The 20,647-nt window shown below is 68.5% G+C and carries 19 protein-coding genes and 1 pseudogene; 11 read left to right on the top strand and 9 right to left on the bottom strand.

Annotation, left to right across the window (positions count from 1 at the left end; genetic code table 11):
* Positions 1-9: 9 nt before the first annotated feature.
* Positions 10-849: a helix-turn-helix transcriptional regulator gene (locus AB0M51_RS19585; RefSeq protein WP_344197401.1), complete on the bottom strand. Its 840-nt coding sequence runs from the start codon at positions 847-849 to the stop codon at positions 10-12.
* Positions 850-948: 99 nt separating this feature from the next.
* On the opposite strand from AB0M51_RS19585, the gene AB0M51_RS19580 reads away from it, so the two are divergent.
* Together AB0M51_RS19580 and AB0M51_RS19575 are read left to right on the top strand one after the other, a co-directional pair.
* Positions 949-1,680 carry an SDR family NAD(P)-dependent oxidoreductase gene (locus tag AB0M51_RS19580; protein ID WP_344197399.1) on the top strand — a complete coding sequence of 244 codons (732 nt, stop codon included), beginning with the start codon at positions 949-951 and terminating at the stop codon, positions 1,678-1,680.
* A gap of 28 nt (positions 1,681-1,708) precedes the next feature.
* Entirely contained in the window at positions 1,709-3,379 is a 1,671-nt protein-coding gene (locus AB0M51_RS19575) for a hypothetical protein (RefSeq protein ID WP_344197397.1), read from the top strand.
* Here AB0M51_RS19575 and AB0M51_RS19570 read toward each other — a convergent pair.
* From AB0M51_RS19570 to AB0M51_RS19535, 8 genes and pseudogenes are all read right to left on the bottom strand, one after another.
* Positions 3,376-3,672, bottom strand: a complete 297-nt coding sequence (locus AB0M51_RS19570) for a thiamine-binding protein (RefSeq protein ID WP_344197395.1) — start codon at positions 3,670-3,672, stop codon at positions 3,376-3,378. The genes AB0M51_RS19575 and AB0M51_RS19570 overlap by 4 nt on opposite strands.
* The gene (locus AB0M51_RS19565) at positions 3,669-5,153 is read right to left on the bottom strand and encodes an MDR family MFS transporter (protein ID WP_344197392.1); all 1,485 of its coding nucleotides are present in this window, start codon (positions 5,151-5,153) and stop codon (positions 3,669-3,671) included. The genes AB0M51_RS19570 and AB0M51_RS19565 overlap by 4 nt, the downstream gene beginning before the upstream one ends.
* 77 nt (positions 5,154-5,230) lie before the next feature.
* Complete coding sequence (locus AB0M51_RS19560) at positions 5,231-5,851, bottom strand: TetR family transcriptional regulator (protein ID WP_344197391.1); 621 nt, start codon at positions 5,849-5,851, stop codon at positions 5,231-5,233.
* Positions 5,852-5,989: 138 nt separating this feature from the next.
* Positions 5,990-6,454: an isoprenylcysteine carboxylmethyltransferase family protein gene (locus tag AB0M51_RS19555; RefSeq protein ID WP_344197389.1), complete on the bottom strand. Its 465-nt coding sequence runs from the start codon at positions 6,452-6,454 to the stop codon at positions 5,990-5,992.
* A gap of 31 nt (positions 6,455-6,485) precedes the next feature.
* Positions 6,486-7,067, bottom strand: a complete 582-nt coding sequence (locus tag AB0M51_RS19550; protein WP_344197387.1) for a hypothetical protein — start codon at positions 7,065-7,067, stop codon at positions 6,486-6,488.
* A 452-nt stretch (positions 7,068-7,519) separates the two neighbouring features.
* Complete coding sequence (locus tag AB0M51_RS19545) at positions 7,520-8,464, bottom strand: hypothetical protein (RefSeq protein WP_344197385.1); 945 nt, start codon at positions 8,462-8,464, stop codon at positions 7,520-7,522.
* Between the two features lie 311 nt (positions 8,465-8,775).
* Positions 8,776-9,389 (bottom strand): annotated as a pseudogene (locus AB0M51_RS19540) (GntR family transcriptional regulator).
* A 77-nt stretch (positions 9,390-9,466) separates the two neighbouring features.
* Positions 9,467-10,693 carry an MFS transporter gene (locus AB0M51_RS19535; protein WP_344197383.1) on the bottom strand — a complete coding sequence of 409 codons (1,227 nt, stop codon included), beginning with the start codon at positions 10,691-10,693 and terminating at the stop codon, positions 9,467-9,469.
* A 58-nt stretch (positions 10,694-10,751) separates the two neighbouring features.
* On the opposite strand from AB0M51_RS19535, the gene AB0M51_RS19530 reads away from it, so the two are divergent.
* The 9 genes from AB0M51_RS19530 (at position 10,752) to AB0M51_RS19490 (ending at position 20,633) form a co-directional block, all read left to right on the top strand.
* Positions 10,752-11,696, top strand: a complete 945-nt coding sequence (locus AB0M51_RS19530; RefSeq protein ID WP_344197381.1) for a winged helix-turn-helix domain-containing protein — start codon at positions 10,752-10,754, stop codon at positions 11,694-11,696.
* 43 nt (positions 11,697-11,739) lie between these two features.
* Positions 11,740-12,279 (top strand): hypothetical protein, encoded by a 540-nt coding sequence (locus tag AB0M51_RS19525; protein WP_344197379.1) that lies wholly within the window; start codon positions 11,740-11,742, stop codon positions 12,277-12,279.
* A gap of 52 nt (positions 12,280-12,331) precedes the next feature.
* Positions 12,332-12,694: a VOC family protein gene (locus AB0M51_RS19520; RefSeq protein WP_344197377.1), complete on the top strand. Its 363-nt coding sequence runs from the start codon at positions 12,332-12,334 to the stop codon at positions 12,692-12,694.
* Between the two features lie 65 nt (positions 12,695-12,759).
* Positions 12,760-13,161: a tetratricopeptide repeat protein gene (locus AB0M51_RS19515; protein WP_344197375.1), complete on the top strand. Its 402-nt coding sequence runs from the start codon at positions 12,760-12,762 to the stop codon at positions 13,159-13,161.
* Positions 13,158-15,998: a CHAT domain-containing protein gene (locus AB0M51_RS19510; protein WP_344197373.1), complete on the top strand. Its 2,841-nt coding sequence runs from the start codon at positions 13,158-13,160 to the stop codon at positions 15,996-15,998. Before AB0M51_RS19515 ends, AB0M51_RS19510 begins: the two co-directional genes overlap by 4 nt.
* A 55-nt stretch (positions 15,999-16,053) precedes the next feature.
* On the top strand, positions 16,054-16,455 hold the full coding sequence (locus AB0M51_RS19505; protein ID WP_344197371.1) for a hypothetical protein: 402 nt from the start codon (positions 16,054-16,056) through the stop codon (positions 16,453-16,455).
* Between the two features lie 58 nt (positions 16,456-16,513).
* Complete coding sequence (locus AB0M51_RS19500; RefSeq protein ID WP_344197369.1) at positions 16,514-16,960, top strand: MarR family transcriptional regulator; 447 nt, start codon at positions 16,514-16,516, stop codon at positions 16,958-16,960.
* On the top strand, positions 16,957-18,171 hold the full coding sequence (locus AB0M51_RS19495) for an MFS transporter (RefSeq protein WP_344197367.1): 1,215 nt from the start codon (positions 16,957-16,959) through the stop codon (positions 18,169-18,171). The genes AB0M51_RS19500 and AB0M51_RS19495 overlap by 4 nt, the downstream gene beginning before the upstream one ends.
* Positions 18,172-18,236: 65 nt before the next feature.
* Positions 18,237-20,633: a GH116 family glycosyl-hydrolase gene (locus tag AB0M51_RS19490; protein ID WP_344197365.1), complete on the top strand. Its 2,397-nt coding sequence runs from the start codon at positions 18,237-18,239 to the stop codon at positions 20,631-20,633.
* Positions 20,634-20,647: the final 14 nt, after the last annotated feature.

The following is a 20,647-nucleotide window of genomic DNA, read 5'->3' as shown; positions in this document are numbered from 1 at the left end:
CGCGGAAATCTAGGGCATCATCGCCTGGCTGCCCAGGACACTCAGCAGTTGCAGTTTCTCGGCGCTTTCGCTGCCCGGTTCGGCGGTGAAGACGATCAAGGTCTGCTGCTGGTCGCGGTTGTCGATCAGTTCGCAGTACAGCTCCAGCTCACCCACCGACGGGTGCCGGAAGTGCTTGGTCTTGCTGTGCGCGACGACTACCTCGTGCGCGTTCCAGATCTCCTGGAACTCCGGGCTGAGCTTCCGCAACTCGGCGACGAGCGACGCGGCGTACGACTTCGGGCCGTCGATGGTGGCGACGGTCCGAAGCTTCGACACCAGCAGCCGGCTGTGCGTGCCCACCTCGGGCTCGGCGTACAGAGCACGCTCTTCCGGATGGGCGAACCACCGATACACCTCGCTGCGTTCGAAGCCGTCGTAGTTGGTCTGCTCACCGGCGAACGCGACGTGTGCCCGGGTCTGTGCGACGGTCTCGCCGTGCCGGTTCAGCAGCATCGCCGGGGTGTCCTGCAACCGGTCGAGGATCCGCAGCATCCCGGGATCGACATGGTCGGTGTGGGTGGTGCGCGGCGGCGTACCGTGGCCGGCCAGCAGGAACAGGTGGTCGCGTTCCTCGAGCGTCAGGCGCAGCGCTCGCGCGATCGCGCCGAGCATCTCCACCGACGGCTGCGGCCCGCGCCCGCCTTCGAGCCGGCTGTAGTAGTCGGCCGACATCGACGCCAGCGCGGCGACCTCCTCACGCCGCAGACCCGGCGTACGGCGGCGGCGTCCGCGCGGCATGCCGACGTCTTCGGGCTGCAGGGCCTCGCGGCGTTTGCGCAGGAAGTCGGACAGGTCGGAGTACTCCATGGATCCAGTCTCCACGGCCGCGACGCGTTATCCACTGCTTGCCGAGCAGTGGCTGGGCTCAGCCTGGTTGCCGACGGCATCCAGCCACAGGCTGGAGCCATGAAGACGACCGGAAACACCATTTTCCTGACCGGCGGTACGTCGGGTATCGGCCTCGAGCTCGCCCGCCGTTTCCGCGACCTCGGCAACACCGTGATCATCAGCGGCCGGCGCAAGGATCTGCTCGAGAAGATCGCCGCCGAGGACCACATCGACGGCATCGAGCTCGACGTCGCCGATCCCGCCTCGATCGCCGCCGCCTACGAGACCGTCACCGCGAAGTACCCGGACCTCAACGTGCTGATCACGATGGCGGGCATCATGCAGCCGGAGGACCTGCGGAACCACGACCTGGCGCTGTCCGAGCAGATCATCACGATCAACCTGCTCGGCACGATCCGCACCGTCACGGCCTTCACGCCGCACCTGCGGAAGCGGGAGGACGGCGTGATCATGACGGTTTCCTCGGGCCTGGCGTTCGTGCCGCTGGTCATGACCCCGACGTACTCCGCGACCAAGGCGGCCGTCCACAGCTACACCCAGAGTCTCCGCCACCAACTCGACCTCCAGGTGATCGAGCTCGTCCCGCCGGCGGTCCAGACCACGATGCTCGACCAGGAGAACGACCCGCACGCCATGCCGCTGGCGGAGTTCGCCGACGAGACGATGCAGCTCCTGCAGGACAACCCGGACGCCGACGAGATCCTGGTCAACCGCGTCCGCTTCCTCCGCGACGCCGAGCGCGAGAACCGCTACGCCGACGTCGTCGCCGCGCTCAATCCGCCCGCGTGAGGTCCGTCCTGCGGCAATACTGAGCGGTGTGTCGAGTGAGGAATACGTGCGCGGCCTGCTGCGAGCAGAGCGACGTGCTCGGTCGTTCTTCGCCGGCCGGAGCGCCAGGTGGGAAGGAGAAGACGCCCGCCGGTCGCTGGTCGGAGCCGCCCACCGCGGCAATCCGGAGGTGGTCCGGCAACTCGCCGGCCCACCTCCGCATTACCTGTTCGAGGAGGTGTGGCGTGACTGGCTGCTGCGCGACTTCGACTACGCAGGTGTCGCCAAACGCTGGCTGGAACAGCATGTCGGTGGACGCGAAGACATCACGTCCGCGCTGGCCGAGCTCGCCCAGTCCCCGGCCGCGGAAGTGTTCACTCCCAGGATGCGGAGCGTCGCACCCGTTGCCGCATCGTTCGGACGCCATCCGCTGGCACAGATCGCGCAGGCGAAGATTCTCGCGGCCGGTGACCAGGAGCTGGTCGACGAGATCTGCCACCTGGCCTGCGAGCTCTCCACCCTCCACGAGTTCTGCCGTCAGCACCTACTGGCCCCTTCGGACCCACGCGACCGGACGCTGTACTGGTTGCTGACTGCCCAGGTCGAGCTGTACCTGGCCATGGATCCGGACGGCTCGTACGCACGGGCGACGTACGCCGAAGCTGACGCCCTGCTGCGACGCCGGCTCCGGGACGCCGTCACCCACGGCTGCTTGTTCGACCTGCTCCGCAGCTTCGCGGAGTCCTCCGGCGACCGCCTGCCCGAGACTGACGACGGCATCCTGTGGCAGCAGCTGAATCAAGCGACGATCGCGAGAGCGGTGACGCTGGCGCACCGACTGTCCGAGACCTGGCGACCGTCGAGGCCGAACGACCAGCGGCTGCTGGCGGCGTTCCGTGCGGCGCCCGTCGAACGGGTCACCGCCACGGCCGCGGACCCGGGTCTGCTCGATCTGATGCGGCTCGACTCCACAGCTCTCCGGATCGGGATGGGCTGGTCACGAGCTGCCGCGTTCCTGGAACTGGGCGACGGCACTCACCGGATCGACATCGTCGGCGTTCCCGACGGGCAGGTGTACAGGAGGCACCCGGTGGAGACCATCGGAGTCCCCCACCGCCTCGTACCGTGTAGTTCCACGGCTGTCGTGTGGATCGACGCTGCCGGCCTGTGGTCGGCCTCCGCGGACGGCCAGACGCAGTTGTCGGCAGATGCCCGCCTCCGACTGGTCGCCACCACCGAAGGCTGGGCAGCCGTCTCGTCCAGCGAATTGCTGATCGGTACGGCGGACGGCCGGCTGTCCCGATCCGTCCGGCTCACCGAGCTCGGTCTGAACGGTCGACGCCTCCCCGGGCTCGCAGTGTCGAAGAAGACGCTGCTGCTGACCGAACCCGAGAACCACTTCGTCGTCACCCACGCCGGCGCGTTGAACGCGGTGGTACGCCCGAAGCCGCTCGACGAGCACTGGGCCTCTGCCGATGAGCCTCTCGCCGTTCCGGGCGTCGACCTCGTCGCGACCCATGAAGAACGCGGCATCGAAGTCCACTTCTACCACCGCAACCAGCGCGCCCGGACCGAGCGTGTTGCCACGCTGGAGTACCTCAACCGCCGCTGGAACACAGCGCATCCAGGACTCCGCACCAATCTGCGGCTGCTCGCGCCGTACCCGGACGACCCCTGCGCCGCCCTCCTTCGAGCCGTCAGCGAGGAGTCGTACTACTAGCCCAACGCCTGCTCGATGCGCTCGACCTTGGCGGTCAGTTGGCCGGTGTAGCCGGGGCGGATGTCGGCCTTCAGGACCAGGCTCACCCGGGGTGAGACGGCGGCGACCGCGTCCACGGCCTGTTTCACCACCGCCATCACCTCGTCCCACTCCCCCTCGATGTTCGTGAACATCGCGTTGGTCTCGTTGGGAAGACCGGAGGCGCGAACGACGCGGATGGCCTCGGCCACCGCCTCGCTCACGCCTCCGGTCTCGTCGCCTGCCGCGGGGCTGATACTGAACGCAACAATCATGCGTCCAGGATGTCAGGCTCCTCGGCGGCGCGGCGCTCGGCACCAGAGGTGGTGAGCAGCGCCTTCTCCTTGATGAAGAGGACCGCGATCAGGGCCAGGATCGCGAACGGGACCGACATCATGAACAGATCCGCGGTCGCGTCGCCGTATGCGTTCTCGACGACGACCCGCACCTGCTCCGGGAGGTCCTTGATGTTCGGTACGGCGCTCCCGCCGCCCGACGACGCACCGCCGGGGTTCAGGGTCTGGGTGACCTTGTTCGCCAGGATCGCGCCGAGGACGCTGACGCCGATGGTGCCGCCCATGCTCCGGAAGAAGCTGACCGCCGACGTCGCCGCGCCCAGCTCCCGGGCCGGTACGTCGTTCTGCGCCGCGAGCACCAGGTTCTGCATCACCAGGCCGATGCCGACGCCGAGCACCAGCATGAAGCCCCACAGCATGTACTTCGACGTCTGCGCGTCGATCGTGCCGAACAGCCCGAGCCCGATCGGCAGCAGCACACTGCCGACGACCAGGTAGATCTTCCAGCGGCCGTACTTCGTGATCAGCGCACCGGCGATCGTGGACGCGGTCATCATTCCGAGGATCATCGGCAGGCTCATCAGGCCGGCCTTGGTCGGCGAGTAGCCCTGCGCGATCTGGAAGTACTGCGCGAGGAACACCGACCCGGCGAACATCGCGACGCCGACCAGCGCGCTCGCGACGATCGCCAGCGTGACCGTGCGGTTCCGGAACAGGTCCATCGGGATGATCGGCTCGGGGTGCCGGCGCTCGACCAGGACCGCGGCCAGCAGCACGACCAGCGCGGCCCCGACCAGCGCGAAGCTCCAGCCGGACACCCAGTCGAACTTGTTGCCGGCGAACGACGACCAGACCAGCAGCGTGCTGACGCCGCCCATGATCAGCACCGCGCCCCACCAGTCGATCTTCACGTCGCGCCGGACCGTCGGCAGGTTCAGCGTGCGCTGCAGCAGGATCATCGCGGCGATCACGAACGGTACGCCGATCAGGAAGCAGGCCCGCCAGCCGAGCGGCGAGTCGACCAGGAAGCCGCCGAGCAGCGGCCCGCCGACGGTCGCCGACGCGAAGATCGCGCCGAAGACACCGGAGTACCGGCCGAGCTCGCGCGGCGGGATGATCGCGGCCATCACGATCTGCACCAGCGCGGTCAGGCCGCCGCCGCCGAGGCCCTGGAGGACCCGGCTGCCGAGCAGCACCTCGATGTTCGGCGCGAAGCCGGCGACCAGCGATCCGACCACGAAGAAGCTCAGCGACAGCTGGATCAGGAGCTTGTTGTTGTACAGGTCGGCGAGCTTGCCCCACAGCGGCACGGTCGCCGTCATGGTCAGCAGCTCGAGCGTCACGACCCAGGTGTACGACGACTGACTCGCCCCCAGGTCGTGGATGATCCGCGGCAGTGCGGTCGACACCACCGTGCCGGCCAGGATCGCCACGAACAGGCCCATCATCAGGCCGGACATGGCCTGGATCGTCTGCCGCGGCGTCAGTGAGGGACTGACCGCACCCACGGGTTCCGGAGTGGGTGACGAGGTCGTCGTCATGAGGTGCCTTTCTGGTTGTCCGCACCGAAGGCGGTGTCGATGCCTTGGGCAAGTAGATGGAACGCTTCGTCGAGCAGTTCGGTGACCGGGCGGTCCGGAGCGGTCTTGTGCAGCTCCATCACCACCCGGCAGGCGGTCCCGGCGGTGCTGACGATCAGCGCGGGCCGGACCGCCCCGGCCGGTTCGCCCATCCGCTCGGTGAGCGCGGCGGTCAGCTGCCGCTCGTCGTCGATGCTGGTCAGCATCAGCTGGTGGAACAGAGTCGGGCTACCCATGATCAGCTCGCCCCGCCGGGACAGCTCGCCGTCGCTCTCCAGGTCGCGCAGTACGTCGCGCACGACGAGCCACAGCGTGGTCAGCGGCGACTCGTACGGCGGCGCGGTACGGATCCGCTCCAGTGCGCGCACGAGGTGCTCCGGGTTCCGCCCGAGGATCGCGTGCTCCTTGTGCGGGAAGTAGTTGAAGAAGGTCCGCACCGACACGTCGGCGGCCTCGGCGATCTCCTCGACCGTGACGTGCTCCGGACCCTTCTCGAGCGCGAGCCGCAACGCGGCCTCGGCCAGCGCCGCCCGCGTCTGCAGCTTCTTGCGTTCCCGCAGCCCACCCTCTGCCCCCACCCGACCAGGCTAGGCAGAAACTTGCACTCACTGCAAACAATTAACCATGCAATTTTGCACCGCTGCAGCGACGACACGTGAACGAGGCACCAGCGTGATCGGCCAGCTACCGTGCGTCAGATATCGCCAGGGCGCTCGCTACCGACGTGAAGCCCTCGGAATCCACGCCGGCACGGCACGGCAGTACTCGTCGTACTGCCGCCCGTACCGCTCGCGCAGTACCGGCTCCTCGTACCAGCGCACGAAGGACGCCATCACCGCCCAGGCGATCACGCCGTACCCAAAGACCCGCCAGTCGAGGAACACCAACGCCTGGCCGCCGATCGCCGCGACCACGCCGACGTACATCGGGTTCCGGACGAACCGGTAGTCCCCGCCGACGACCAACTCCTCGGTCGGCGCAACCGGCGCCGGCGTCCCACGCCCCTCACGGACGAACCGGACGAAGGCCCGCAGCACGACGAACGCGCCCGCCGCGACGACCACGAAACCCAGCCAGAAGCGCGGGGCGGCCCAGCCGCTGATCCACCACGGCAGCACTCCGGCCACCACGCACGGTGCCGCGAAGAAGAACACGGTGCTTCCGAGGACGGCCTTGACCATGATGTATTGAACCAGCCGTCGACCGCTTCGGTCAGCGCTCCCGGGGGTTCAGCACGGCGGCTTGGTAGGCGCGAATCTGCGTGAGGGTGGTTTCGGGGAGCAGCCGTTGTGGCCAGTAGATGTCCAAACCGCCGGTCTTGTTGCGGCTCCAGGTCAGGAGGGCGACGCGCTCCTTCTGGAGGCGGTTGAGTGTCGGGTCGTCCTTGGCCGGCTGGGCGACGAACCTCGTGGTCAGCGAGAGGATCCTGCCATTCTTCGTCGGTGGGTTCGCCTGCAGCGACTGAAGGTAACCGGAATAGGTGGAGAGCCGCACACCGACCACCTGGCCTGCCCGCCCAAGCATTCCGGCACCCACGTCCTCGATGTCCTGCCACGGCGCCACGCCGCCGATGGTCGGCCGCAGCCCACCGGGAGTGAGCTCGAACAACGGTTTTGGTCTGATCAGTTGACTGCCTTGCAGGACGGCTCCGGCGACGAAGACGACGAAAACGAAGCTCCCCTGCACCGGATGCCCGCCAAAGAACATCAAGACGCCGATCAGCGCAAAGAGGGCGCACGCGGCGACGTACAGCCTTTGGAAATTACGATTTGCATAGACGGCGACGGTGTCCATGAGCGAGTCTCCCCCAGCTGAGCCTGGAGGAATTGTGCACGCACCAAGGTGCCCAGTCCAGGGCATGTACTCACGAAGCAGCGTCGCGTACGGCTGACCGACAGCCAAGCTGCTTCAGGTGCCAAGCTCCACCTTGCCGTGCGAACTACGGAAACGAACCAACTCTTCACCATCCAGGGTGGCTGTGGGTCGGGATCCGCCGACCGTTGATGGGCAGGGGTGGGTGCCGGTGTGGTCGACGCAGAAGGTGAATCCGTGGGGCTGCTCCATTCGATGGCGCCGGTGGGCAGGCGTCGGTTGCGCCAGCGGCCTGTTCGACCAGGAGAGCAACTGTGGTCGTACGGCGTGATGTGGTCTTGGTCCATCCGTGGGGTGGCTTCGGCGCCGCCGTAGGGGAACATATCTACTGGGTGGCGAAGCCGCACCCGTTCACGGATCCTGTCCGGGATCTCTTAGCTGCGGACGCTGATCTGGTCGTGCAGGTCGATGACCGGTTTGACCACAACCTGGTCGTGGCCGAGCAGTTCGCCCAACTGGCTCGCAAACTGCGGGCCCAGTTCTTCGACCCTGAGTACGCCGATCCCGGTGGCGAGGATCTTGTCGGTGAGGTGCACGTACAGGGTGTGCCGGTTCCGCCGGCTGCTGTCCTTGCCGAGACCGTTGCGGTAGGCATCCTGCTTGATCGCGGCGAGCCGGACCCGCAGCGTGCCCGCCAGCATCCGACGGGTGAATGCGTCTGTGTCACCGCGCGCCGGACCGCCGACTTCACCGGGTGAATCAGAGAAGCCGACCTCGCCGTGGTCATCCTCGCCGCAGTCGTTGTCACCAGAGCTTGTAGTACCCGAGCATGCAGGATCTGCGGTGTCAGACGCTGCGGCACTGTCAGTCGCGCTGCTGGCGCTGGTAGCGGCAGATGCGGAGGTCGGCTGGACCGGTTGGGTTCGGGCGAGATGGCGGGCAACGTCCAGGAGTTGGTGCGCGGCGGCCGGATCGGCGATCCAGTCGATCGCTTTCGCACGGCGCTGGTCGAGAGTGTCGGTGTCGCCGAGCGCGGCCAATGCGCGGGCCAGATCGTCGATGGTGGCGTCGAACCGGATCACCGCGCCGGCCGCGGCCCGCACCCAGAACCGTTTCGTGCCGTCAACATCCGACTGGGCGACGAACACACCGCGGGTCCGCGCCGCGGCCTCGGCATCAGCCTGCGTCCGGGCGGGGTCGGCCTCTCGGACGGCGGCCTTGGTGATCGCCGCGAGCTTCCCCGATGTCACGCTGTTCACGATTCCCGCGACCCGCCGGTCCACGATCGCCGCCGCCTCCAGGGACAACGACATACAGGCATCGGCGATCTTGTGGGCTCGCCACGCGACCGCCTTCCCGGCCAGCACCGCCGCCCGCACCCGCGGCAGGATGCCGCAACGCGAGCGCCTCCCCGATCAGCGAGGCGGCCGCACCGCTCGAGATGCCCAGCACCGCACCGAGTTCGATCGGAGCGAACTCCGCCACCCCGGGACAACCATCCCCGCCGTACACCCGGAGCCACTCGCACCCCGGCATCGGCCCGCCCGACCGATCATCCCAATACCCCTCCACGACCGCGTTCCGGTCGGCGAACACCAGCGCGGCCTGCGGAATCCGCACCGCGGCACGGCCTTCGATCTGGGCGAAATCGGCCGCCGCAGCCAGCAGGCGTCCTTGATCGCCTTGTGGGCTAGGAGCTTTCAGCGTCGAAGAGCCACGCGAGGGCGCGGTCGCGGTTCGTCTGAACGTGCGCCAGCGCGGTCTCGGCGGCTCGGTCCGAGTCACGCGAGGCGATTGACTCGAGCAGCTCCCGGTGCTCGGCGACCAGGTCGCCCGGGCGGGCGTTCTGGCGGAACAGCCAGTGCAGCCGGCCCTGCAACGGCTCGAGCAGACTGCCCAGGAGCTCATTCCCGCATATCTTGATCAGTTCGTCGTGGAAGTCGACGTCGCCTGCTGCACCTTGTCGACGGCACCCTTCCCGTCCGCCTTCTCCGCACGCTCCAGCAGCTTCCGCAGCCGGGTGATGTCGGCGTCTGACGCGTTCGACGCCGCGAGCCGGACCGCCAACACCTCAAGTGCCTCACGGACCTCGAAGAGCTTCACAACGTCGTTCTGCGACAACTGCTTGACGACCACGCCCTTCCGCGGCAGGACCTCGACGAAGCCCTCGATCTCGAGCATCCGCAGCGACTCCCGGATCGGGATCCGGGACACCCCGAGCTCGGCGGCGATCTCGCGCTCGATGATCCGTGCGCCGGGGCCGTACTCGCCGTTGATGATCCGTTCACGGATCTCGTCTCGCACCCGCTCCCGGAGCGGCTGGTAGTCGGCGTTCAGATCGACCCGCCGCCCCGAGGCCCGTTCGCCTCCCGCGGACGTGTTCACGCGAGATACGGTAGTCCACCGCCGGTGGTGTCCGATCGCTCGGCGCCGTGCGGCAGTTGCCGAACGTCCTTGAAGAGCAGCGATCCCAAGGCCGCGGCGCCGTAGACGAGCGCGGCGACGAGCGTGACATCCCGGGCCCCGAACCGATCGGCGAGCGGCCCTGCCGCCAGGGTCCCGGCCGGGATCGCGACGAACGACAGCAGGTCGTCGATCGACGCGAGCCGCGACAGGACTCCGCGATCGACGTGTTCCTGCAACGACGTGTCCCAGCTGATCCCCGAGATCGAGAATCCGGCTCCCGCGACAAATGCAGCTGTCAGAACCCACGGCGGCCCGGCACCGAGACCGAGCGCCACCAGCGGCAAGGCACCGAGGACGCTCATCAGCTGACCGGCCCGCAGCAGGTGCCGGAGAACCAGGCGATACATGAGGGCGCTCATCACCAGCAGACCGACGCCGCGAGCGCTCAGCGTGAAGCCCCACAACTTCTCACCGGTGAGCGGCGGACCGAGCACCTGCCACACGCCCGTCTGCGCGAGGTTCATCACCGCGGACGACAGCGTGACCGCCCACACCCAGCGGATACTGCGGAACTCCTGCCAACCACGCCGTACGTCGTTCAGCACCGGCGCAGTCCGCGGCGTCGTCGGACCTGCCACGCGCAGCCGGCTCAGGAGAAGTGCGGCCAAGAGGTAGCTGACCGCGTCCACAGCGATCGTCGGCCCACTGCCGGCGGTCGCCACCAACACCCCGGCAAGAGCCGGGCCGACGATTTTGGTGGCGTTCCGGATCGAGCTCAGCAACGAATTCGCTTTCCGAAGCTGTTCCTTCTCCACCAGCTCCGGAACCAGCCCGCGCAAAGCCGGCGAGGTGAACGCATCCAGGATCCCGTTGACCGCACTCAACACACTGATCACGACGAGGCCGTAGTGGTGCGTGATCAGCAGTACGGCGACCGCACCCTGGGCGGCCGCTCCGCCCGCATGCGCGGCGATCAGCACCGTACGCCGGGGAATCCGGTCGGCCACCGCGCCGCCGATCAGCACGAAGCACAGCATCGGGACCATCCGCGCGGTCAGCACGACACCGAGCTGCGACGGATCGCCGGACGCGTCGAGGACCGCGAACGCGAGCGCCACCGGCGCCATCGAGCTGCCCAGCAGCGAGACCAGCCGGCCGGCGGCGAACGAGCGGAACGCCGGACGGCGCAGCGGCGAGGACACCTGCGCAAGAATGCGGACTGATCCCCGGCGTCGCGAATCCTTCGCGAGGAGGCGAAAGTTGACCCTGCTCAGACTGAGCCCGCTGGCCCTGTCCCGGTCGAGATTCGCGTTGTCGCCGCTCGCGGAAACTGTCGGGACGGCGATCCGTCTCCGGCACGGTCTCGGCGGCCGACCGGCCAGGTCCTTCGACCGGCAGCTCGCCCGCGACCCGTTCCTACGCGGCCTGGCCGACCTGCTCAGCCACACGAAATGGCTGCCGGACGCCGTCGCGCTACCGCCCGGCGGCGGCATGGGTACGTCGCTGGCGTCCGAGCTCGAACTCGTCCGCGCGATGACCGACGCCGAGATCCGGGCCGGATGTGAGGTGTCGGCACAGCACAGCTGGATCGACCAGGACCTGCGCTGGCTCGATACGACCGGCCTCGGCGACAAGCTGGCGTCGGCGTTGCAGGGGGTTTGGTCGCGACACGTGGCGCCGGACTGGCCGCGTCGGCGTACCGCATTGGAGCGCGAGGTGATGTACCGGGCCGGGCTGCTCGCGGCGTTCGGCTGGCCGGCGGCGCTGGAGGGGATGAGCCGGCGGAGCCGCTGGGTCGGTGCCGACGGCATCCAGTTCACTCATCGTCCGGGCGCGGACCGGCAGATCGGCGACGAGGGTCTGCAGTTCGTCCCGGTGACGTTGGCGAGCGGTACCTGGCTGTGCGAGAGCACGGCCGGGTGCGCGCTGGTGTATCCGGCCGGACGTGCCGCGGTCGAGGCGCCGGCCGACGGACGGGTCGCGCTCGAACGGTTGATCGGCCGGGGCCGGGCCGAACTGCTCGACCGGCTGTCCCGTCCGGGAACCGCGAGCGAACTGGCCGCAGAGTTCGGGCTGTCACTCGGCACTGTGGGCAGGCATCTGCGGATCCTCCGGGACGCCGGGCTGATCGTCGGTCTCCGCGACGGCCACAAGGTGGTCTACCGCTTGACCGTGCGCGGAGCCGACCTGATCGCGTATAATTAACAGGCAGCCTCCGACACGTTCCCGTGTGCGGAGGCTTTTTTGTATGACCCTTCTCTACAAAGCCGCGGGCAAGATCCGCGGGGACGAGATCCTTCCCCTCAACCAACTCCGGCACCGCTACCCCGACGTGTACGAACGCGAGGTCCGCAAGTACGACGGACGGCCCGAGCGGCTGGCCACCCCGGTGTATCCGCTCGGGTGCGGCTGGGCCGACGTGGTCTTCCTGTCGCCGGTGCACCCGGCGCCGATCTTCGAAGCGATGCAGGAATCCGGCCGGATCGGTCCGGTGGTGATCGACTACTGGACCCTCGACGCCGGCCTCCTGGACCCGGCCGACACCTGCATCCTGCTGAAACGCCACGACCCGGAGATGAAGCCGCAACCGCCCGAGGACTACATCCCGTACTCCCCCGCCGCGGCAGCCGGCCTGTCCACGCCCACCGAACGCGCCCTGCACCGCCTCCGCAACCTCGATGCCACGGAGCCGCTCTACCCGTGGGCGGACATCCCGCACATCCTGCACCGCGGCAGCATCCCCGTCGCGTTGTTCCGCACGGCGGCCGGCGACCGGGTCAGCGGTTGATCAACCCGGCCGTACCGGTTCACGCTCGAGACATCACCACCGAGGAGGCACCGTGCGCAGCGCGATCCTGAACATCACCTTCGACAGCACCGATCCGCAACGCCTGGCCGCCTTCTGGAGCCAGGCCACCCGGCACCCCGCGACCTTCCACGACATGCCGGGCAACCCGTTCTGGACCGTGGGCGGCGAAGGCGGCGTCAACCTGGTCTTCGTCCGCGTCCCGGAAACGAAGACCACCAAGAACCGCCTCCATCTGGACCTGGTCCCCCGGGACGGCACCCAGGCCGGCGAACTGGCCCGCCTCCAGTCCCTCGGCGCCCACATCCAGGACGACCGCCGTACCAAAACCCCCGGCGGCTGGGTGATCCTCACCGACCCGGACGACAACGAGTTCTGTCTCGAAGCGGGCGCTTGACCCCGATCGCAGCGATCCTGAGATAGAACGCAGACAGTTCGGTACCTTGGCCAAGGAGGACTGCCGTGATCTTCCGTCGTCGTCGACAGCGCACAAGCCCCGACAACAACAACCAGGGCGGGAACAGCCAGGAACCAGAGGTCTCGTTCACCACCCTGCCGTCGGAAACGGCTGCTCGGCAGGCAGCAGAGGGCGGCTCACCGATCGAGATGAACCGCCTCGGCGTGATCCTCAAGACGCAGGGCCGTGTGGACGAGGCCGCTGTCTGGTTCGAGAAGGCCGCGGCAGCCGGGAACAAGGACGCGATCGGCAATCTCGGGCTGTACCTTCTGTCGCAGGGCCGCAATCAGGAGGCGGCGGAATGGTTCCGGCGGGCCGGCGACGCGCTCGGTGACGCCCTCGCCCGCAACGCGCTGTCCGGGATCGACGATGCCGGCAGCGATCCGGGCCGTCGACCGGAGCGATGACCGAGATTGCTGATCCGTGGGGATCACCCCGCTACCTGATGCTGCTCGAACTGTGCGGTGACGCCGAGGAGCGTCACCGGCAGTACGAGAGCACCGGCCAGTTGCCGTACCTGGAAACCGCGATCACCTTGTTCTCCGAGGTGCTGGACGTCGCGGTGAATGTCGACCTCCGCGGCGCCGCCTCGAACGGACTGGGCACGGCCTTGTGGTCGAGGTACGAACGATACGTCGAGCCGGCGGACCTGGACCGCGCCATCGACCTGTTCCGCGCGGCCCTGGCCATGTTTCCGTCCGAGGAGACGCCGCTCACGTCGGCGTTCCGGGCGAATCTCGGTGGAGCCCTCCAACTGCGATGGCTCCGGACCCGCTCCGATGCGGACCTGACCGAGTCCCTTGCGGCGATCCGGTCTGTCGTCGGGGTGACCGCGCCGACCGACGACCGCCGCTCGACACGGGTCGGCAACCTCGGCGACGCGCTGCTCGCGTTGTTCGTCCAGCACGGCGACTCGGCCACGCTGGACGAAGCGATCCAGCTGTTCCGGGAGGCCGTGGCGGGTGCCCGACCGGGCACTGCTCAATTCGCCCGGGCCTGCTCGAACCTCGGCGAGGCCTTGCGGATGCGGCACCAGACGGTCGGTGATCGCGATCGCGCCGTCCTGGACGAAGCCGTCGAGTGTGCGCGGGCAGCGCTGTCGGCGACATCGCGGACGGATCCCTTGCTACCCCGGTTCCAGTCGAATCTCGCCGCAATCCTGCTTGGGCGATTTCGCAGCCGGAGTCGACCCACGGATCTCGCGGAGGCCACCGATCTCATCGAGATGGCCGTCCGTGCGACGCCGCTGAGTGACCCTCATCGCCCTCAGCGGCTGAGCATTCTGACCGCGGTCCGGCGAATGAACCTGATGCAGGTGACCGGGCTGCGGGCCATCGACATCCGTCAGCCGAGCGAGGTCCTGGGGGCGGTCCGAGCCGACCGGCGCGCCACCCGCTCGATCCTTTCGTCACGGCGTCGAGCACAGCTCCCGCGGCGGCAGCGCGCCGCGTTGAATCAGCTGACGCAGGCGGCCGCCAGTGCCGCGGCCGCCGTACCTGATGGGCATGTGTTGTGGGCGGATGCGCTCATTGCCTACGGTTCCGCGCTCTCGTTCAAAGCGGTCGTCGAGGGCGACGCGGCTGCGCGCCTGGCTGCCAAGGCCGCCTACCGGCAAGTGGCGACTAATGCCGGCGCGCCGGTCCGGACCCGCGTGACGGCGGGGTGGCAGTGGGCACTCGCCGAACTGGCGACGTCGTCCGGGCTCGACTGGTCGGCAGCGATGGAACCCTTCGAGCTTGCCGTGCGGCTGTTGCCCCGGATCGCTCCGCGGCGCGTGACCCACGCAGACCGCGAACGAGGACTCGCGGGAATCTCGGGTCTGGCTCGCGACGCGGCCGCCTGCGCCATCCAGCTGGGGGCACCCGAGCAGGCCCTGCAACTGCTGGAGCACGGTCGCGGCGTACTGCTCGGCCAGGCCCTGGACGCCCGAACTGAGCTGACCGATCTCCGCGAGCAGCACCCGGATCTCGCCGGCCGGTTCGAGGAGCTGCGGTCCACCCTCGACCTGCCGGCGGACGACAGTATCGCCACTGTCGCCACCCCGAAATTCGGCGTCGCGCTACCAGGACTCGACCGGCACGCCGTCGCAGAGGAATGGGAGCGACTGATCGAGTCGATCCGTTCTCTGCCAGGCTTCGGGAAGTTCCTTGATCCGCTGCCGATCGACAGGCTGCTGTCCGGCGTGCCGGGAAGCGCACCGATCGTCGTGATCAACGTCAGCGGACTGCGCTGCGACGCGATCCTGGTGTACGACGGCACCGTGACGAGCGTGCCGCTCCCGGAGCTCAGCCAGGCCGACCTGGTTCGACGCGTCGACGAGTTCCGCTCCGCCGTCAGCCAGGCGCGGCACCGTGATCTGCCGGCCGCTGTCCGGGCCACCGCACAACAGGTGGTCCAGCAAACACTCGCGTGGCTGGCCATGGCAGTCACGGATCCGGTTCTGCGAGCCCTCGCCCTGCCGCAGCGATCGCCTGCGGCAGGTGAACCGCCCCGAGTGTGGTGGATCCCCACCGGGCCGATGAGCGCGCTCCCGTTGCACGCCGCAGGCAGTCACGGTACGGCGGGTGCCTGCGTGCTCGACGCCGTCGTCTCGTCGTACGCGCCCACGCTGCGAAGTCTCGTCGAGACCGTAGGGACGAGCCCCCATCCGCCGGTACCGCTGGTGGTGTCGGTACCGGCGGCATCCGGGTTTCCCGAGCTTCCCGGGGTACGAGGGGAGACTGCGGCGCTGGTCGTCCGTGTCCCCGATTGCCAAGTCCTCGAAGGGCGTCAGGCTACGCGGTCGAGCGTGCTCGAAGCACTGTCACGGCACAGCTGGGTGCACTTCGCCTCTCACGCTGTCGGACCTGCCGACGGCGTCGTGCCCGGGTATCTGGTGCTTGACGATCATGCGACCGACCCGCTGACGGTGGCCGACATCGCCCGTCTTCGTCTCGGCAACGTCGAGCTCGCCTACCTCTCGGCCTGCGGAACCAGCATCGCCCCGGACCGTCTCGACGACGAGGTCCTCCACCTCGCGGGCGCGTTCCGGATGGCGGGTTTTCGGCATGTCATCGGCACGCTGTGGTCAGTGACCGACGGCGTGGCCACGGCCGTCGCCGACGACTTCTACGCGGCTGTTACGGCCGGCGGCGTGGACATCTCCCGAACCGCCCTCGCGCTGCACAACGCCGTCAACAGGGTCCGCTCGAGGTATCCCGAGTCGCCTGAGCTCTGGGCACCGCAGATCCATGTCGGCCCCTGACAGCCGGACGCGCGCACTCGCGAGTCGGCCCGTCCGGATTGGCATCATGTCGGACATGACTCATCGATCCGGCGACAGCTCTCCTGGCGATCCCGGTGGCGACCGCGGAGCGACCGAACTGCTCCTGGGCGCGTTGGCCGGCTCCACCCTGCTGCCTTTTCTGCAGGCAATAGCGAGCAGGGCCGGCGAGGACGCCTACAAGGCCGTTCGCGACAAGCTCTCCCGGAAGGCGAGGAAGCGCGCGGCCGCCGAACTGCGCGCAGCCGGAGCGATCACCGTTGCGGATTGGGACGCCCGGATCGTCCTTCAGGCGCCGAAGACGATCACCACGGTCATGGCCGCGCGCCTGACCGACGTACGGCTGCCCGTCGCACGCACCGGCTGGTTGCTGCTGAGGTGGGATGCGGCGCTCAACCAATGGCTCGTCGAGTCATGCGACGAACCGCCCGCCACGTGAGCTGGTTCACCGCTGCCCGAGGTAGAGATACATAGCAAAGCTATGTATATTTGTGGTTGTGATCGCAACTGACCTGACTCGGCTCGGCGAGGAGCTGGTGGTGGCCTCGACGCGGTTGTCGCGGCTGGCCACCCGGAACGTGAACACGCTGCCGCACGCCGCGATGCGGGTGCTGGGGCGGCTCGACGAGCTCGGGGAGGCCCGGATCAGTGAGTTGGCGAAGGCGGACCGTACGTCGCAGCCGACCATGTCCAACCTGGTCCAGCGGCTCGAGGAGCAGGGCTCGGTGGTGCGGACGCAGGATCCGGCCGACTCCCGGGCGAGCCTGATCCGTCTCACCGACGCGGGTCTCGCCGAGCTGCGCAGCGCCCGCCGGCAGGCCGGTGAGGCGCTCTCGGGTCACCTTCGTCAGCTGCCCGCGACCGACCTCGCCACCCTGGAGGCCGCCGTCGCCGTCATCCACAGACTTCTCACCCTTGAACCGTTGGAGGACACACCCCGGTGAGTAACTCGTCGTTCCTGAAGCAGCCCAAATCCGTCTGGGCGGTCGCGTTCGCCTGCGTGATCGCGTTCATGGGCATCGGCCTGGTGGACCCGATCCTCAAGCCGATCGCCGAGCAGCTGCACGCGAGTCCGTCCCAGGTCTCGCTGCTGTTCACCAGCTACATGGCGGTGATCGGGGTGGCGATGCTGATCACCGGCGCCGTCTCCAGCCGGATCGGCGCCAAGCGCACCCTGCTGATCGGCCTGGCGATCATCGTCGTGTTCAGTGCGCTGGCAGGCCTGTCGAACTCGATCGGCATGATCGTCGCGTTCCGGGCCGGCTGGGGTCTCGGGAACGCGCTGTTCATCGCGACCGCGCTCGCGACCATCGTGAACTCGGCGTCCGGCTCGGTCGCCGAGGCGATCATCCTGTACGAGGCCGCCCTCGGCGTCGGCATCGCGGCCGGCCCGCTGGTCGGCGGTGAGCTCGGCACGATCTCCTGGCGCGGCCCGTTCTTCGGCGTCGCCGTACTGATGACGATCGCGCTCGCCGCGACCGCGTTCCTGCTGCCCGCCTCGCCCCCGCAGGCCCGCCGTACGTCGGTCATCGAGCCGCTGAAGGCGCTCCGGCACCGGTCGCTCGCCACCGTGGCAGTCACTGCGCTGCTCTACAACTTCGGGTTCTTCACGCTGCTCGCGTTCACGCCGTTCCCGCTGGCGATGTCGGCGCGGCAGATCGGGCTGATCTTCTTCGGCTGGGGCCTCTGCCTCGCCTTCACCTCGGTCTTTGTGGCGCCGCGGCTGCAGGCCAAGTTCGGCACACTGCCGGTCGCGATGACTGTGCTGTTCCTGTTCGCCGTGGACCTCGCGGTGATGGGTGTGTACGCCCACCACAAGCCGGTCCTGGCGATCGGGGTGATCGTCGCGGGTCTGTTCCTCGGCATCAACAACACGCTGATCACCGAGGCCGTGATGGGTGCGGCTCCGGTCGAGCGCGGCACCGCCTCCGCGGCGTACTCCTTCGTCCGGTTCTCCGGCGGTGCGGTCGCCCCGTGGCTGGCCGGGAAGCTCGGCGAGGAGTTCAACATCCAGCTGCCGTTCTACGTCGGTGCGATCGCGGTCCTGCTCGCGGTCGGCGTCCTGGCCACCGGCTGGAAGCCGCTGTCGCACCTGCGGGTGCCGGCGAACCACTCGGAGGTCGAAGCCGAGGCGATCACCGTCGCCGACGCCTGATTGGTCTACGCAACCCGCCGGAGAACGATTTCTCCGGCGGGTTTCCGCGTCTAGGGTCGGTATGTATGTGGCCTACTCTGCGTACGTACACCGGACGTAACCTCCGCCGGATCGCCCTCCCGCTCGGCGGCATCGGCACCGGCACGGTCAGCCTCGGCGGCCGCGGCAACCTCCGCGACTGGGAGGTCGTGAACCGTCCCGCGAAAGGCTTCCACCCCGGTACGGCGTTCTTCGCGATCCGCACCGCGTCCGCCGACGGGCCGGTGGTCGCGCGGGCGGTCGAGGGACCGCTGGACCTGAGCGAGTACGAGGGCGCGCACGGGAGCGGGGCGCAGAACCACGGGCTGCCGCGCTTCCGCGAGGCGACGTTCGCGACCGCCTATCCGTTCGGGCGGCTGTCCTTGCGGGACGACGACGTGCCGGTCGACGTCGACCTGGAGGCGTTCAACCCGTTCGTGCCGACGGATGTGGCGGCGAGCTCCTGGCCGGTCGCGGTCCTGCGGTTCGCGGTCACGAACAGGTCCGCCGAGGATCTGACCGTCTCGGTGGCCGGGGCGCTGCAGAACTTCGTCGGGCGCGACGGCACGTACGACGTTGCTGCGGGCAACTACAACACGACGGCGTCCGCCGGGACCGGGGACATGAGCGTCGAGGGCGTGCTGATGCGGAGCCGCGGCGTGCCGGCGGACGCGGAGCAGTTCGGCTCGATCGCGCTCGGCGTACTCGACGGGGCGGACGTGTCCCGGCGTACCGGCTGGGCCGATCGGACGTGGGGCGACAGCCTGCTGGACTTCTGGGACGACTTCACCGCCGACGGGCAACTCGACGAACGCGTGAGCGAGTCCGCGACACCGGTTGCCTCGGTCGCGGATCGGCGGACCGTCGCCGCCGGGGCGACCGAGCGGTTCACGTTCCTGCTCGGGTGGCATTTCCCGAACCGGCGCGGGTGGGAGAACCCGGAGTTCGTCGGGAACCACTACACGACCTTGTACGACGACGCCTGGGACGTGCTGCGGCAGTTCGGGTCCCAGCTGGACGAGTTGGAGCGTCGTACGGTCGGGTTCGTCAGCGCCTTCCTGTCCAGCGATCTGCCGGACACCGTGAAGGAAGCGGCGTTGTTCAACCTCAGTACCTTGCGGACGCAAACCGTTTTCCGAACGCCGGACGGGCGCTTCTTCGGGTGGGAGGGCTGCTCCGACCACGAAGGCAGTTGCTTCGGGAGCTGTACGCACGTGTGGAACTACGAGCAGGCCACACCGTTCCTGTTCGGCGAGATCGCGCGGTCACTGCGGGAGGTCGAGTTCGCGCAGGCGACCGACGAGAACGGGCTGATGAGTTTCCGGGTCGGGCTGCCGCTGGCGACGAAGGCTCGGAACTGGAAGGTCGCGGCCGCGGACGGGCAGCTCGGGTGCCTGGTGAAGCTGTACCGGGACTGGCGGCTGAGCGGTGACGACGACATGCTCCGGTCGCTGTGGCCGGCGGCGCGGCGGGCGCTCGAGTTCTGCTGGATCCCGGGCGGGTGGGACGCGGACCGCGACGGCGTGATGGAGGGCTGCCAGCACAACACGATGGACGTCGAGTACTACGGGCCGAACCCGCAGATGCAGTCGTGGTACCTGGCGGCGTTGCGGGCCTGCGAGGAGTTGGCGACGTACCTCGGTGACTCGGACTTCGCGGCGCGCTGCCGGAAACTGTTCGAGAACGGTAGTGCGTGGATGGACTCGCAGCTTTTCAACGGCGAGTACTACCGGCACGAGATCCGGCCGCCGGCGTCCGCGGACGACATCGCTCCTGGTCTGCGTGAGCGGGCCGGTGCGCCGGATCCGACGCATCCCGTCCTGCAACTCGGCGACGGCTGTCTCGTCGACCAGCTGGTCGGGCAGCATCTCGCGCGGATCACACAACTCGGGACGCTGCTCGACGAGTCGAACGTCGCGGCCACGCTGCGCAGCATCGTTCGGTACAACGGGTTGTCCGGGTTCAGCGGGCACTTCAACCACATGCGCAGCTACGTCCTCGGCGCCGACGAGTCCGCCGTACTGATGTGCAGCTACCCGCGCGGAAACCGCCCGGAACGCCCGTTTCCGTACTTCACCGAGGTGATGACCGGCTTCGAGCACATCCTCGCCGTCGGCCTGATCTCGGAGGGCCTGGTCGACGAAGGCCTGCAGGTGATCGCGGATATCCGGCAGCGGTACGACGGCGAACGCCGCAACCCGTACGACGAGGCCGAATGCGGCCACCACTACGCCCGGGCGATGGCGTCCTGGGGCGCGGTCGTGCAACTCACCGGCTTCGACTACGACGCCCACACCGGCGCACTGCACTTCGCTCCTCGTCTCCCTGGTGTGGAAAACGTGTTCTGGTCCACCGGAAACGCTTTCGGCACCTTCAACACGACCACCCACGACCTCACGATCCTGGAGGGCAGCGCACACGTCACCTCGGTGACCGTCGACTGACCATACCAAACGGT

The sequence above is a fragment of the Kribbella sp. NPDC051137 genome, assembly GCF_040682535.1.
Classification (GTDB): Bacteria; Actinomycetota; Actinomycetes; order Propionibacteriales; family Kribbellaceae; genus Kribbella; species Kribbella karoonensis.
This window is presented reverse-complemented; position numbering and strand designations above follow the sequence as displayed.